At 29.6% G+C, this 12997-nt stretch carries 13 protein-coding genes; 7 read left to right on the top strand and 6 right to left on the bottom strand.

All coding sequences use genetic code 11. The annotated features are described in order from the left end of the window. Positions 1 to 151: 151 nt before the first annotated feature. Genes R4I97_RS02665 through R4I97_RS02650 form a run of 4 tightly spaced genes read left to right on the top strand, consistent with a single transcriptional unit; the run spans position 152 to position 3637 of the window. The gene (locus tag R4I97_RS02665; protein ID WP_335783590.1) at positions 152 to 1696 is read left to right on the top strand and encodes an acyl-CoA carboxylase subunit beta; all 1545 of its coding nucleotides are present in this window, start codon (positions 152 to 154) and stop codon (positions 1694 to 1696) included. A gap of 38 nt (positions 1697 to 1734) precedes the next feature. Continuing rightward, positions 1735 to 2040 (top strand): OadG family protein, encoded by a 306-nt coding sequence (locus R4I97_RS02660; protein ID WP_335783589.1) that lies wholly within the window; start codon positions 1735 to 1737, stop codon positions 2038 to 2040. Between the two features lie 36 nt (positions 2041 to 2076). Next, positions 2077 to 2490, top strand: coding sequence for a biotin/lipoyl-containing protein (locus R4I97_RS02655; protein WP_335783588.1), 414 nt, complete (start codon positions 2077 to 2079; stop codon positions 2488 to 2490). Between the two features lie 22 nt (positions 2491 to 2512). Then, positions 2513 to 3637 carry a sodium ion-translocating decarboxylase subunit beta gene (locus R4I97_RS02650; protein ID WP_335783587.1) on the top strand — a complete coding sequence of 375 codons (1125 nt, stop codon included), beginning with the start codon at positions 2513 to 2515 and terminating at the stop codon, positions 3635 to 3637. Between the two features lie 85 nt (positions 3638 to 3722). On the opposite strand, the gene R4I97_RS02645 is transcribed toward R4I97_RS02650, so the two are convergent. The 6 genes from R4I97_RS02645 to lgt form a co-directional block, all read right to left on the bottom strand. After that, positions 3723 to 4532, bottom strand: a complete 810-nt coding sequence (locus R4I97_RS02645) for an amino acid ABC transporter substrate-binding protein (RefSeq protein ID WP_335783586.1) — start codon at positions 4530 to 4532, stop codon at positions 3723 to 3725. A 67-nt stretch (positions 4533 to 4599) separates the two neighbouring features. Continuing rightward, on the bottom strand, positions 4600 to 5415 hold the full coding sequence (locus R4I97_RS02640) for an amino acid ABC transporter substrate-binding protein (protein ID WP_335783585.1): 816 nt from the start codon (positions 5413 to 5415) through the stop codon (positions 4600 to 4602). A 259-nt stretch (positions 5416 to 5674) separates the two neighbouring features. After that, entirely contained in the window at positions 5675 to 6475 is an 801-nt protein-coding gene (locus tag R4I97_RS02635) for an amino acid ABC transporter substrate-binding protein (RefSeq protein WP_335783584.1), read from the bottom strand. 294 nt (positions 6476 to 6769) lie between these two features. Next, a complete protein-coding gene (locus R4I97_RS02630; RefSeq protein ID WP_335783583.1) occupies positions 6770 to 7591 on the bottom strand; it encodes a tetratricopeptide repeat protein in 822 nt (273 codons plus the stop codon). Between the two features lie 37 nt (positions 7592 to 7628). Then, positions 7629 to 8756 (bottom strand): tRNA guanosine(34) transglycosylase Tgt, encoded by a 1128-nt coding sequence (tgt, locus tag R4I97_RS02625; RefSeq protein WP_335783582.1) that lies wholly within the window; start codon positions 8754 to 8756, stop codon positions 7629 to 7631. Between the two features lie 9 nt (positions 8757 to 8765). Then, positions 8766 to 9680 (bottom strand): prolipoprotein diacylglyceryl transferase, encoded by a 915-nt coding sequence (lgt, locus tag R4I97_RS02620; protein ID WP_335783581.1) that lies wholly within the window; start codon positions 9678 to 9680, stop codon positions 8766 to 8768. Between the two features lie 293 nt (positions 9681 to 9973). Here lgt and R4I97_RS02615 point away from each other — a divergent pair, with 293 nt between their 5' ends. From R4I97_RS02615 to R4I97_RS02605, 3 genes are read left to right on the top strand one after another with little or no spacing between them, the layout of a single operon-like run. Further along, entirely contained in the window at positions 9974 to 11263 is a 1290-nt protein-coding gene (locus tag R4I97_RS02615; RefSeq protein ID WP_335783580.1) for an ABC transporter substrate-binding protein, read from the top strand. Between the two features lie 11 nt (positions 11264 to 11274). After that, positions 11275 to 12156 carry a sugar ABC transporter permease gene (locus tag R4I97_RS02610; protein ID WP_335783579.1) on the top strand — a complete coding sequence of 294 codons (882 nt, stop codon included), beginning with the start codon at positions 11275 to 11277 and terminating at the stop codon, positions 12154 to 12156. Positions 12157 to 12170: 14 nt separating this feature from the next. Continuing rightward, a complete protein-coding gene (locus tag R4I97_RS02605; protein WP_335783578.1) occupies positions 12171 to 12995 on the top strand; it encodes a carbohydrate ABC transporter permease in 825 nt (274 codons plus the stop codon). Positions 12996 to 12997: the final 2 nt, after the last annotated feature.

The following is a 12997-nucleotide window of genomic DNA, read 5'->3' as shown; positions in this document are numbered from 1 at the left end:
TTATTTTTTGTATTTTTTAACTTTCGACTAATTTGTTAAAATATACAAAAATGATAAAATATGATTGCAATAAATACTAATTAGTTGTATTTTTTAATTTAGCAGAATTAACTTTTAATTAAAAAATATAATCAAATAAAAGGTTTCAAATATGCAAGAAAAAATAAATGAACTTAAGAAAAGAAAAGAAAAGATAGAAGAAGCTGGCGGCAAAGACAAAATAGAAGAACGTCATGCTAAAGGTAAATTAACAGCAAGAGAACGTATATTGCATCTTTTAGACGAAGGCACTTTTTGTGAGATTGATGCTTTTATAGAACATAGATGCAGTGATTTTGGTATGGAAAAAAATAAAGTAGCAGGCGAAGGTGTAGTTACAGGATATGGTAAAATTAACGGAAGACAAGTATGTGTATATGCTCAAGATTTTACTGTTATAGGCGGTTCATTAGGACAGATGCATGCTGCTAAAATTTGTAAAGTGCAAGATATGGCAATAAAATTAGGCTGCCCTTGTATTGGTATTAACGATTCAGGCGGAGCTAGAATACAAGAGGGTATTGATTCATTAAGAGGTTATGGCGATATTTTCTATAGAAACGTACAAGCTTCTGGAGTAATTCCACAAATATGTGTAATAATGGGGCCTTGTGCGGGAGGAGCTGTTTATTCTCCTGCTTTGATGGACTTTATACTTATGACTGATAAAACTGCTAATATGTTTATCACTGGTCCTCAGGTTGTAAAGGCTGTAACAGGCGAACAGGTTTCTGCAGAAGAGCTTGGAGGAGCTTTTGTTCATAGCAAAACTTCCGGTGTTGCTTCTTTGATGTTCCCTGATGAGATATCTACTTTAGAAGGTGTTAAAAAATTACTTTCTTATATACCTCAAAATAATTTGGAAGATGTGCCTTTAGAAAATACTAATGATGACCCTAATAGAAATGATGAAGAATTATCAAATATACTTCCAGACAGTCCTAATAAACCTTATGATATAAAAGAGATTATAAAAAGAGTGGTTGATAATGGCGAGTTTTTTGAGCTTCAGCCTTTATTTGCTACTAATATAGTGATATGTTTTGCTCGTCTTGATGGTAAATCTGTTGGTATAATAGCTAATCAGCCTAATTCTATGGCAGGCGTACTTGATATTAATGCTGCGGACAAAGCTGCTCGTTTTATTCGTTTCTGCGATAGTTTTAATATTCCATTGGTTACATTGGTTGATACTGCAGGATATTTACCTGGTGTAGGTCAGGAACATAATGGTGTTATTAGACATGGTGCTAAACTTTTATATGCTTATTCTGAGGCTACTGCTCCAAAGATTACTCTTATTATAAGAAAGTCTTATGGCGGAGCTTATATAGCTATGTGTTCTAAACATTTAGGTGCTGATATGGTTTATGCTTGGCCTTCTGCTGAGATTGCTGTTATGGGACCTGACGGTGCTGCGAATATCATATTTAAAAAAGATATAGAAAAAGCTGAAGACCCTAAGAAAATGAGAGCTGAAAAGATAGAAGAATACAAAAAAGAGTTTGCTAACCCTTACAGAGCTGCTGTTAGAGGATATGTTGATGATGTAATAGAGCCTGAATATACTAGAAGCTATCTCATTAATGCACTTCATTTATTAGTAAGCAAAAGAGAAACAAGACTTCCTCGCAAACATGGTAATATACCTTTGTGATTTTGTATTGTAATTATAATAAAAGGAGTAAATAAATTATGGATCATAATGCTGCTATTACAATATTCGGTATAATATCTGTTTTAATTGTTGCTTTGGTTTTTTATGTTTTAGCTTTAGTTTTAAGTATTATTTTTAAGCCAAGAAACATAAAGAAAGAAGAAGAGATTAGCAAGGTTGTAGAAGAGAGCAAAACTAAAGAAGAGGATTTATTAGATGACAGTGAGCTTGTAGCAGCTATTACTGCTTGTATCACTGCTTATAGCGGTAATTCTAAATTTGTAATAACTTCAATAAAAGAGTCTAAAACTCCTGTATGGGGTATGGCTGACAGAATAAAATAAAATAAGAGAAAATAAAAAATAATTAGGAGATAAAAGATGATTAAAAATTATAAAGTAACTGTTAATGGAAAAAGTTATGATGTATCTGTTGAAGAGATAAGAAATGAGTCTGCTGCTTCAAATAAAGTTTTATCTGCTGCTGTTAATAAAGTTGTAAATAATCAGGCGGCTAATACAAAAGCTTCAGCACCTACACCAGCACCTGTTGCTCAAAAAGCTCCTGCTATAGATGAGAATGCAATATCAGTAAAAGCTACTATGCCTGGCACTATATTATCATTTAATGTTGCTATAGGAGACAAAGTAACAGAAGGACAGGTTGTTGCTGTATTAGAAGCTATGAAAATGGAAAATGAACTTACTGCTCCTGCTTCTGGAGAAGTTATATCTATACATGTTGAGAAAGGTTCATCTGTTGTAGAAGGTCAAGTAATATTGCAGATTAAGTAAGATATAATTTCGAGAGGTGAATATGAATAATTCTTTAGGGTTGGATTTTAACTATTTATTTGCAGGTTTTTATCCGCCGTCTTTTTCGCAGATAATAATGATATTGATAGGTGCTTATTTAATTTATATGTCTATATATTATAATAAGAAACCTTTACTTCTTTTACCTATGGGAGTTGCTATACTTGCTGCTAATATGCCTTTACCTAAAATCACTGAAGATGTTATTAATGGTTTTTTGGGTATGATATATAATGGTGCAAGCAGCGGCGTTTATTCTGTGCTTGTATTTTTCGCCGTTGGTACTATGATAGATTTAGGTCTTGTACTTGCTGATCCCAAAAATTTTTTTATAGGTGCTAGTTCTCAAATTGGTATATTTGTTGTATTTTTTATGGTAAGCAATTTAATAGGCTCTGATGTGGCTGCTGCTACTTCTATTATAGGCGCAGCTGATGGTTCTTTGGCTATGTATATGACTACTTTAGTAACTGATGCGAGATATTTTGCCCCTATTGTAATGGCATCATATCTTTATATGGAACTTTTGCCTATACTACAGATTGGTGTTACTAAAGTTTTAACTACAAAGAAAGAAAGAACTATATCTATGTCATATTTAAGACATGTTTCAAGGGGAGAGAAGATTATATTTGCTGTGGTTGCTATGGCTCTTTGCGGTATATTTTTGGCTAATTCATTCCCGCTTATAGCTGCTCTTCTTTTTGGAAGTATTTTAAGAGAATCTGATATTATTAAAAATTTCTCAGTTACAATACAAAAATCTTTGACAGGAATTCTTACTATGCTTATTGGTATAGCTATAGGCTCTTCTGCTTCTGCTGATACTTTTATATCTTTAAGCACAGTATTAATATTTGTATTTGGATTTTTATCATTAATATTAAATACTATAATAGGTGTTTTAGTTGCTAAGGTTATCAATGTACTTACAGGCGGCAAGGTTAATCCTATAATAGGTTCTGCAGGACTTAGTGCTTTCCCGGTGCCTGCTTGGGGAGCTCATATATATGGTCAAGAAAATAGTTCTTCTAACTGTTTGCTTCTTCATGCTATGGCTGTTAATATTTCTGGTATAATTTCCGGTGCTATCACTGTTGGAATATTCCTTGCTTTTTTCCATTGATTTATTATTTTTTATATAAATTAAATTTTTATAAATTAAATTTTTTAGAACAGAGGATTTATGCCTCTGTTCTAATTTTTATTAATTATCCTTTTATAAATATATCTTTGCCAAACCATTTAGTAGATATTTCAGCCGCTTTTCCATCAGCTCTCATATCATCTAAAGCTTTATCAATAGCATTTAACAATTCTGTATCTGTTTTTCTTAGACCTACACTAAGATATTGAGATGTAATAGGGTTATCTTCTAATACTTCAAAATCAGCTTTTTCTTTAGATATGTAATAACGTCCTACTATTTCATCTACCACTACAGCATCTATTCTTTTAGCCTCTAAATCCAAAAAAGCATTAACATAAGAATCATATTGTCTAATCTCTTTAACTTCTTTACTTATAGGGTCATTTACTAATGTTTCATAATTACTGCTTCCGCTTTGTACCCCTACTATTTTTCCTTTCAAATCTTCTTTACTTTTAATATCATTTCTGTCAGAATATCTTGCTATCATAAGTCTATTATAAAGATATGGTTTAGTGAAATTAACTTGCTGTTTTCTGCTTTCATTAACAGCAAATCCATTCCATATCACATCAATATCTCCTTTTTTTAAGCTCAATATAGCACTAGACCAATCTATAGGTTTGGCCTCAAGCTCTACCCCTAAACGATTAGCAACTTCCCTTGCTAAGTCTATATCAAAACCAACTATATCACCATTATCATCTCTAAACCCCATTGGTGCCAAAGTATCATCTAAGCCTAATACAAGTTTTCCGCTTTCTTTTACTTTTTCTAAAGAATTATCTGCTGCTTCGGTATTTTGTGTTTGATTTTTTGAACAAGATAAAGCAAAAATAAATATTGATAATAAAATTAATATACGTTTCATTGTTTTTCTCCTATTTTTTTATTTAATTATTTGTTTTTTTATTTAGTTTTTGTTATACTGTATTAAATTATCCTCTTACAAATACATCTTTACCAAACCATTTAGTAGATATTTCAGCCGCTTTTCCATCAGCTCTCATATCATCTAAAGCTTTATCGATAGCATTTAATAGTTCTGCATCTGTTTTTCTAATTCCAACTCCAAAAGATTTATATGTAATAGGGTATTCTTCTAAAAGTTCAAAATCAGCATTTTCTTTAGATATATAATAACGAGCCACTATTTCATCTACTATTACAGCATCTATTCTTTTAGCCTCTAAATCTAAAAAAGCATTAACATTAAAATCATATTGTCTAATTTCTTTAGCTTCTTTGCTTATAGGGTCAGCTTCTAATGATTCATAATTACTGCTTCCTGTTTGTACTCCTAATATTTTTCCTTTTAAATCTTCTTTAGTTTTAATATCAGCTCTGTCTGCGTTTTTTACTATCATAAGTCTGTTATTAAGATATGGTTTAGTAAAATTAACCTGTTGTTTTCTGCTTTCACTAATAGCAAAGCCATTCCATACCACATCAACATCGCCTTTCTTTAAGCTCAATACAGCACTGGACCAATCTATAGGTTTTGCCTCTAACTCCACCCCGAGGCGGTTTGCAACTTCTTTGGCTAAGTCTATATCAAAACCAACTATGTTTCCATCTTCATCTCTAAAACCCATGGGGGCAAAAGTGTCATCTAAACCTAATACTAGTTTTCCGCTTTCTTTTACTTTTTGTAAAGAATTATCTGCTGAAATTTGAGCAGCATTCTGTGTTTCTGTTTTTGAGCAAGATATAGCAAAAATAAATATAAAGAATAAAGTTATTATACGTTTCATAGTTTTCTCCTGTTTTTAAATTTTTAAATTATAATTTTTAAATAAATTTTTTCTTAAGTTAGTAAATATAATATTGTTTTAAAATTGATGTTTATAAAATAAAAAGAAATTATTAATGATGATGATGTTTAGGAGAATATTGTTTTAAGAATTGAACTTTGAAAAAGCATTTAATGTTATTCATTTTTAATCTCCTATTTTTTTTGAATTATTTATTTTTTAATGGAGGCTTTATTATTTAGCCCCCATTAATTTTTTGTTATTTTACAACTATGTCTTTACCAAACCATTTAGTAGAAATCTCTGCTGCTTTTCCATCAGCTCTCATATCATCTAAAGCTTTGTCAACAGCATTCAATAATTCTACATCATTTTTTCTAAATCCTATACCATAAAGCTCTTCAGTTAATGGACTATTTTCTACAACCTCAAAATTAACATTCTCTTCAGATATATAATAACGTGCTGCAACTTCATCTATTACAACAACATCTATTCTCTTAGCTTGTAAATCTAAGAAAGCATTAACATTAACATCATAAGGTCTAACCTCTTTAGCCTCTTTGCTTATAGGATCAGCTTCTAATGCCTCCTGATTGCTTCCAACCTGTACCCCTAACACTTTTCCTTTTAAGTCTTCTTTGCTGTTAATGTCTTTTCTGTCAGAAGATTTTACTATTATAAGTCTGTTATTAAGATATGGCTTAGAGAAATTAATTTGCTGTTTTCTGCTTTCATTAATTGTAAATCCATTCCATAAAACATCAACATCGCCCTTATTTAAGCTTAATATACCGCTTGCCCAATCTATAGGCTTAACTTCTAATTTTACTCCTAAGCGATTAGCAACTTCTTGAGCTAAATCTATATCAAAACCAACTATATTTCCAGCTTCATCTCTAAAACCCATAGGGGCAAAAGTATCATCCAAGCCTAATACAAGTTTGCCTTTGTCTTTTACTTTTTGTAGAGAGTTGTCAGTTTGTGTGTTTTGCGTTTCTGTTTTTGAGCAAGATATAGCAAAAATAATCATAGAAAATAAAATTAATATACGTTTCATAGTTTTTTCCTCCTAAGTTAAATAATTTTTTTAAATTAATCTATATAAACGTAATAAAAAAATAATGTTTTTAAAATTGTTTTTTATATTTGTTTATTAAAGAAATGATTATTAATGATGATGATGATGATGTTTAGGAGAGAAAGATTTTGATAATTGAAATGCAGAAAAATACATCTTATTCATTTTTATCTCCTAATTTGATTTGTTACTCTTAATTGTAATACTATTTACAAAAATGTCAATGGATATTATATGTTTTTTATTAATTTTTTAATGATTTTTTTAATAAAATTAATTATATATCAATTTTTTTGCTTCTATTGCTTCAATATAATCTGAATCAATTTCTATAGCTTTATTAAAGTTTTCTAAAGCTGATTTTCTATTTCCAATCTTATCGTATATAGTTCCTATATTGTAATATATTAATTTATTATTATCATCTAATTCTTTTGCTTTATCTAAATATTTTATAGCCATATTATTACTATTTTTTTTTCTGTAACAAGAAGCTATATTGCATAATGCATATATATTTTCTTTATTGCAATTAAAATTAAGCTCGTGAAAATAAGAAAGTGCCTTGTCATATTCTTCTTTATAAAAACAAATACATCCAAGTAAATTTGTAATATCATTAGTTTGCTTTATGGAATATGAAAGTTCAGCATAATATAGAGCGAAATCATACATTTTCCATTTATAGCTCTGATATGCCATATATGAAAGCCTTTCATAATCTTTTCTTTTTAATTTGTTTTTATTATGTTTTTCTATTGCTTTATTTAAAAATGTTTCTCTATTATTTTTATCCATTGCAGCTAAATATTCATATATAAAAGCATTATCTATTCCAAGCTCTATTAATTTAATAAAATTATCTATTGATTTTTTATAATTACTTTTTTGCATATTAATAAAGCCTATAATATACAAAGCTTCAGTATTATCAGGGTTGTTTTCTAATATTTTATTATAATATTTCTCAGCCTCATTTAACTTATTTTCTTTTATATATATTCTTGCTAAAGAAGTGAGGGCGTTTATATCATTAGGGTTATTATTTAGTATTTCATTATATTTTTTTATATGTTCGCTATAATCTTTTGCCATAATATAATATTTTTCCTCCTCCTTTTAAAAGTTATTATTATTCATTTTCGTAAAATCTTTTCATCATAGTGTTTCTATATTCGCTAAAGTTATCGTTTTCTATACTATTTCTTAAATCCTTCATAAATCTCTGCATAAATCTTATATTATGTATAGTCATAAGTATAGAAAATAGTATTTCATGCGATTTATCAAGATGATTAAGATAAGCTTTAGAGAAATTTTTACAAGTATAGCAGTCGCATCCTTCTTCTAATATAGTGTCGTCCATTCTATATTTTGAGTTTCTAATCCTCACAACTCCATTCATAGTAAAAGCTTCGCCATTTCTTGCATTTCTTGTAGGCATCACGCAGTCAAACATATCAATGCCTTCCATCACAGAATTAAGTATATCTCGAGGCTCACTAACCCCCATTAAATAACGAGGTTTTTGCTTGTTTGTATATAGCATAACTTTAGAAAGCACCTCATGCATCTTCTCTGGAGTTTCACCAACAGAAAGCCCCCCTATAGAATAAAAAGGAAAATCCATATTAACCAAAGTCTCAGCACTTTCTTTTCTTAAATCATCAAACATTCCGCCCTGTATTATACCGCCTAAGTATTGATATTCGCTGTTAGGAGTGCTGTCATGATATTCTTTACATTCTTTAGCCCATTTATGAGTTCTAAGCATAGCCTCTTTTGCATAATTATAATCAGCATCAGCTTTACAGCATTCATCAAAACTCATTATAAAGTCAGCCCCTATAATATGCTCTGCCTCCATTACACTTTTTGGAGTAAAGAAATATTTTGAACCATCTATATGAGACCTAAATTCAACTCCTTCATCGGTGATTTTTCTTAGCTGAGCAAGTGAAAATACCTGAAAACCTCCGGAATCTGTGAGCATAGCTCCTTTCCAATTCATAAACTTTTTAACTCCGCCGAATTTTTTGATAACTTCTAACCCCGGTCTTAAAACTAAATGATAAGTGTTAGCAAGTATAATCTTACTTTCAGTTTCCTCTACCATAGCAGGAGTTAATGCTTTTACAGTAGCCTTAGTTCCTACAGGCATAAAAACAGGTGTATCTATTACAACCCCATTAACTTCTATCTTACCGAGTCTTGCATGTGTTTGAGTAGAGTTTTTTAATACTTCAAAAGAAAATGACATAATAAACCTTTATTTTTTATTTTGTTTTAATGTTTTTGTATCTGGCTTTTTTGTGTAAATATATATAAGCATTATTAAAGATACTATCATCATTATTATAGAATATATTGCCCCAGATGTGATATTGCCAATAGTCCATTCTGTAACATCTCTGAAAAACTGCTCTATCACAGCTCTAAAAAGTCCGTATAAAAATATCCATACAAATAGTCTTGTTCCTTTTCTTATATTCTTATTTTTTTGACTTAATGCTAATATTATGTAAGACACTAAAGCAAGAACTAAACCTTCAAGAAATGCTTCATATAATTGTGAGGGGTATCTTAATTCTGTGTATGGTCTAATTGCCGGTATCAATTCCTTCCAATTTTCATATCCTCCAACGGCATCATAATTTGGAAATATCATTCCAAGAGGCGAATCAGTAACCCTTCCGTAAAGTTCGGCATTCATGAAGTTTCCTATCCTTCCAAAAAATAAAGCAAAACTTGAAGGGAGTGTTGCATGGTCTGCTATAGTTAAAAATTCATATTTATATTTTTTGCTGAATATATATCCTCCAATAATCATTCCTATAAGTCCGCCATGAAAGGACATTCCTGCAAAACCTAAAAAAGTTATTCCATTATCAAGATTAAACCCTAATATCTCCCAAGGCTTTAAAAAAGAAGAAGGTGAGTAAAGTAAAAAATATCCAACCCTCGCTCCAATTATAGCACCAACAGCAGCATAAAAAACCATATCATAAGCACCGCCGTCCTTTGAATTGTTAAATTTAATCCAGCCTTTTTTTTCTAAACGATTAAGTATTAAGCAAGAAACTCCAATTCCTACTATATACATAAGTCCATACCATCTAATAGCACCAAGTATTGGTATATTTTCTGGAAATACAAACGGAGTAAAAAATTCAGGGTATTTCATCAATTTTCCTTAATTATTATTTATTAATTTTTGTAATTTTATATTATATGTTATGCACTAAAAAATCAAGGATGTAATAATTTTGAATAGATATAATTTTGAAGTTATGAAATAAAAAAATTATTATATTTTATAATTTTATATTTATGAAACAAACATCAAAATTTTAGTTTATTAATTATTTTTTTTTGACTAAAATGTTTTTTTAATTAAAAAAATTATATATTTATTGACATTTGTAATTATATTTATATGCTAATTTAGTATATTATATTTTTTATAGGAAAATAAATATGAAAAGAATAGTGTTTTATTTATTTGTTTTAACAAGTGTAATTCTTATAATCTCTTGTAACAAATCATCAAAAAATGTAGCTGAAGATGGCAGCATTATTATTCAAGTATTTACGAGATACGGTTCTGAAAGTCCGGATGAAGTTTATTTCAGACAGAAGGTAGAAGAATTCAATAATATGAATAATGGTGTAAAAGTGGTTACAGATTATGTTGTTCAGGAAGCCAATTATTTGGATAAGTTGAGAGTTTCTTTTGCTAATGGAGATACTCCTAATATTTTTCTTGAATACGGCGGTTCAAGAGTTAAAGATTATTTAGATGCAGATGCTTTAGTAAATATACAAACATATTTTGATACAGATAAAGCTTGGTATGATAGTTTTTATGCTTCACTTTTTAGCGATTTGAAATATGATGATTATGATGGAATTTGGGGTGTTCCTTTTAAATCATACACTATATTACTTTATTATAATAAAGATATTTTTGCTAAAAACGGTTTGACTCCGCCAGAAACTTATGATCAATTATTGGCAGTATGCGAAAAATTAAAGCAAGCAGGTATTAAACCTTTTCAAGCAGGTGAAAAAGATATTTGGAGATTGGGACACTTGCATAATAATATAGTATATAAGACATTAGGCGTAGGTGCCGCTAAAAAGCTTGCTGATAGAACTTTGTCTTATGACAGCCCTGAAATGATAGGAACTTATCAAAAGATTTATGATATGTTAGAAAAAGGATATTTAGGTACAGATATATTAAATACAGATTATGGTACAGAGGTAGCTTCATTTGAATCAGAAAAGTCTGCTATGATGTGGAATGGTTCTTGGTATGTATTAGAAACTGTTGGTAAAGATATATATAATAAAATAGGTGTTGTTGCTTTTCCATATATTAATCCTCAATATAAAACACATGCCCAAGGCGGAGCTTCAGATATGTTATATGTTTCTAAACTAAACAAGTCTGAAGAAGAAATAGAAGCATCTATAAAGTTTTTAAAATATATTACATCAGAAGAATATTTTAGAGGCTTAAACGAGGTGGCAGCTGCTATACCTCCTGTTAAATTTACCCCTTCAGAAAATGCTCCTGACAATCCTGTTTTAGATGAAGTATTTAAAATATTGAACAGTTACGAGGCATTAGGTTCAGATGTTCAAAATTCTGACCCTGCTTCACATATGTTGGATTCAGTTAGAAATGCTTTGCAAGGATTAGGTATGGGTAACACTCCTGAAGAATGCGGCAAACAAATTGTAGAACGTTTGAATCAATAATAGGATAATTTATGAATAAAAAAAGAAAGGATACTTTTATAATTATATTATTTTTGGCTCCAGCTTTAATAATATTTTTTGGTCTAATAATATATCCTGTGCTAAACACAATATATTTGTCTTTTTTTAGCTGGAAGGGTATATTTGGTTCTCCTTTAAAATTTGTAGGATTAAATAATTTTATAAATGTTTTAAAAAGCCCAAGTTTTTTTAAAGCATTATTAAATTCATTCTATTTTATGATAGGTGGATTTTTAATATTGATGCCTTTATCATTTATTTTAGCATTGCTTATTACTTCCAAGCTAAGAGGCACAAAATTGATGAAAACTTCATTTTTTATGCCTATTATGCTTTCAGGTACAGCGATAGCTTTAATGTGGGTATATATATTAAACCCTACTTATGGTGCTTTGAATGTGATATTAAAAGCAGTCGGCTTAGATTTTTTAGCAAAAGAGTGGCTTTCTACTCCTACTTTAAATATATGGTCTATTGTTCTTGTAAATGAATGGACTTATGCAGGATATAATATGCTCATATTTGCTGCAGGATTAATAGCTATTCCTAATTCTATTTATGAGTCTGCTGAATTAGACGGCTGTACAGGTATAAAAAAATTGATATATATTTCTATACCTTTATCTAAAGAATCATTTAAAATATTTTCTATATTGTGTATAACAGGATGTCTAAAAGTTTTTGATTTAGTATGGGCTATGACAAAAGGAGGACCAAACAGAACATCAGAAGTACCTGCTACATTATTATATAACGAAGCATTTACTTTTAAATCTTTTGGTACAAGCAGTGCTATAGGGGTTATACTTCTATTACTTGGTATGATATTAAGCTTTTTATTGACAAAAACTTTATTCAAAAAAGAAGAATAATCGGAGGGTTATAAATGAGCAGAAAAATGTTTAAATATGGAGCTTATGCCTTTGCTATATTATGGGGTATAACAACTTTATTTCCTCTTGCTATTACTTTATTGTCTTCATTTAAAGACAATAATGGAATATATTTAAGTATGTTTTCATTGCCTAAGGAATGGATTTGGCAAAATTATACTGATGCTTTTACTGTAGCAAAAATAGGGAGAGGAATATTAAATTCTATTTTTATTGCTATAGTATCTACTGCACTAACCATAGTAATAGGAATGTTTACAGCATATATTTTATCAAGAAAAAAGTTTAAATATAAATCATTAATATATTTATTATTTGTTGTAGGAGTTATGATACCTGTACATTGTACTATAATCCCTATATCAAGCCTTTCTACTATACTTAATGGTAAAAATACTTATTGGTTTATAATATTAGTTTATGTAGCTTTTGGATTATCACAGGCAGTGTTTTTATTTACTGGATATTTAGATGGAATAGATAAAGAAATAGATGAGGCAGCTATTATAGACGGATGTAACGACTTTCAATTATTATTTAGAATATTGTATCCTGTATCAATACCAATAATTTCTACAGAGGCTATATTAGCTTTTATAGCAGGATATGGAGAGTTGATTTTCTCTATGATATTATTTACAGATGAGTCTAAATATACTGTAGCTAGATCCATGCTTGCTTTTTCAGGCGGATATCAGCAGAGATTAGGACCTATATTTGCTTGCATAATTATAGCTGTTCTTCCTATGCTTGTATTATATATATTCTTCCATGAAAAAGTTCAAGCTGGTATGATGGCTGGTTCTATTAAAGGTTAAAA

This window comes from Brachyspira pilosicoli (assembly GCF_036997485.1).
Classification (GTDB): domain Bacteria; phylum Spirochaetota; class Brachyspiria; order Brachyspirales; family Brachyspiraceae; genus Brachyspira; species Brachyspira pilosicoli_C.
This window is presented reverse-complemented; position numbering and strand designations above follow the sequence as displayed.

What these genes read in the sequence shown, in the direction of transcription:
- R4I97_RS02665 (WP_335783590.1), top strand. Translation starts at nt 152, where the DNA reads ATGCAAGAAAAAATAAATGAACTTAAGAAAAGAAAAGAAAAGATAGAA.
- R4I97_RS02660 (WP_335783589.1), top strand. Translation starts at nt 1,735, where the DNA reads ATGGATCATAATGCTGCTATTACAATATTCGGTATAATATCTGTTTTA.
- R4I97_RS02655 (WP_335783588.1), top strand. Translation starts at nt 2,077, where the DNA reads ATGATTAAAAATTATAAAGTAACTGTTAATGGAAAAAGTTATGATGTA.
- R4I97_RS02650 (WP_335783587.1), top strand. Translation starts at nt 2,513, where the DNA reads ATGAATAATTCTTTAGGGTTGGATTTTAACTATTTATTTGCAGGTTTT.
- R4I97_RS02645 (WP_335783586.1), bottom strand. Translation starts at nt 4,532, where the DNA reads ATGAAACGTATATTAATTTTATTATCAATATTTATTTTTGCTTTATCT.
- R4I97_RS02640 (WP_335783585.1), bottom strand. Translation starts at nt 5,415, where the DNA reads ATGAAACGTATAATAACTTTATTCTTTATATTTATTTTTGCTATATCT.
- R4I97_RS02635 (WP_335783584.1), bottom strand. Translation starts at nt 6,475, where the DNA reads ATGAAACGTATATTAATTTTATTTTCTATGATTATTTTTGCTATATCT.
- R4I97_RS02630 (WP_335783583.1), bottom strand. Translation starts at nt 7,591, where the DNA reads ATGGCAAAAGATTATAGCGAACATATAAAAAAATATAATGAAATACTA.
- tgt (WP_335783582.1), bottom strand. Translation starts at nt 8,756, where the DNA reads ATGTCATTTTCTTTTGAAGTATTAAAAAACTCTACTCAAACACATGCA.
- lgt (WP_335783581.1), bottom strand. Translation starts at nt 9,680, where the DNA reads ATGAAATACCCTGAATTTTTTACTCCGTTTGTATTTCCAGAAAATATA.
- R4I97_RS02615 (WP_335783580.1), top strand. Translation starts at nt 9,974, where the DNA reads ATGAAAAGAATAGTGTTTTATTTATTTGTTTTAACAAGTGTAATTCTT.
- R4I97_RS02610 (WP_335783579.1), top strand. Translation starts at nt 11,275, where the DNA reads ATGAATAAAAAAAGAAAGGATACTTTTATAATTATATTATTTTTGGCT.
- R4I97_RS02605 (WP_335783578.1), top strand. Translation starts at nt 12,171, where the DNA reads ATGAGCAGAAAAATGTTTAAATATGGAGCTTATGCCTTTGCTATATTA.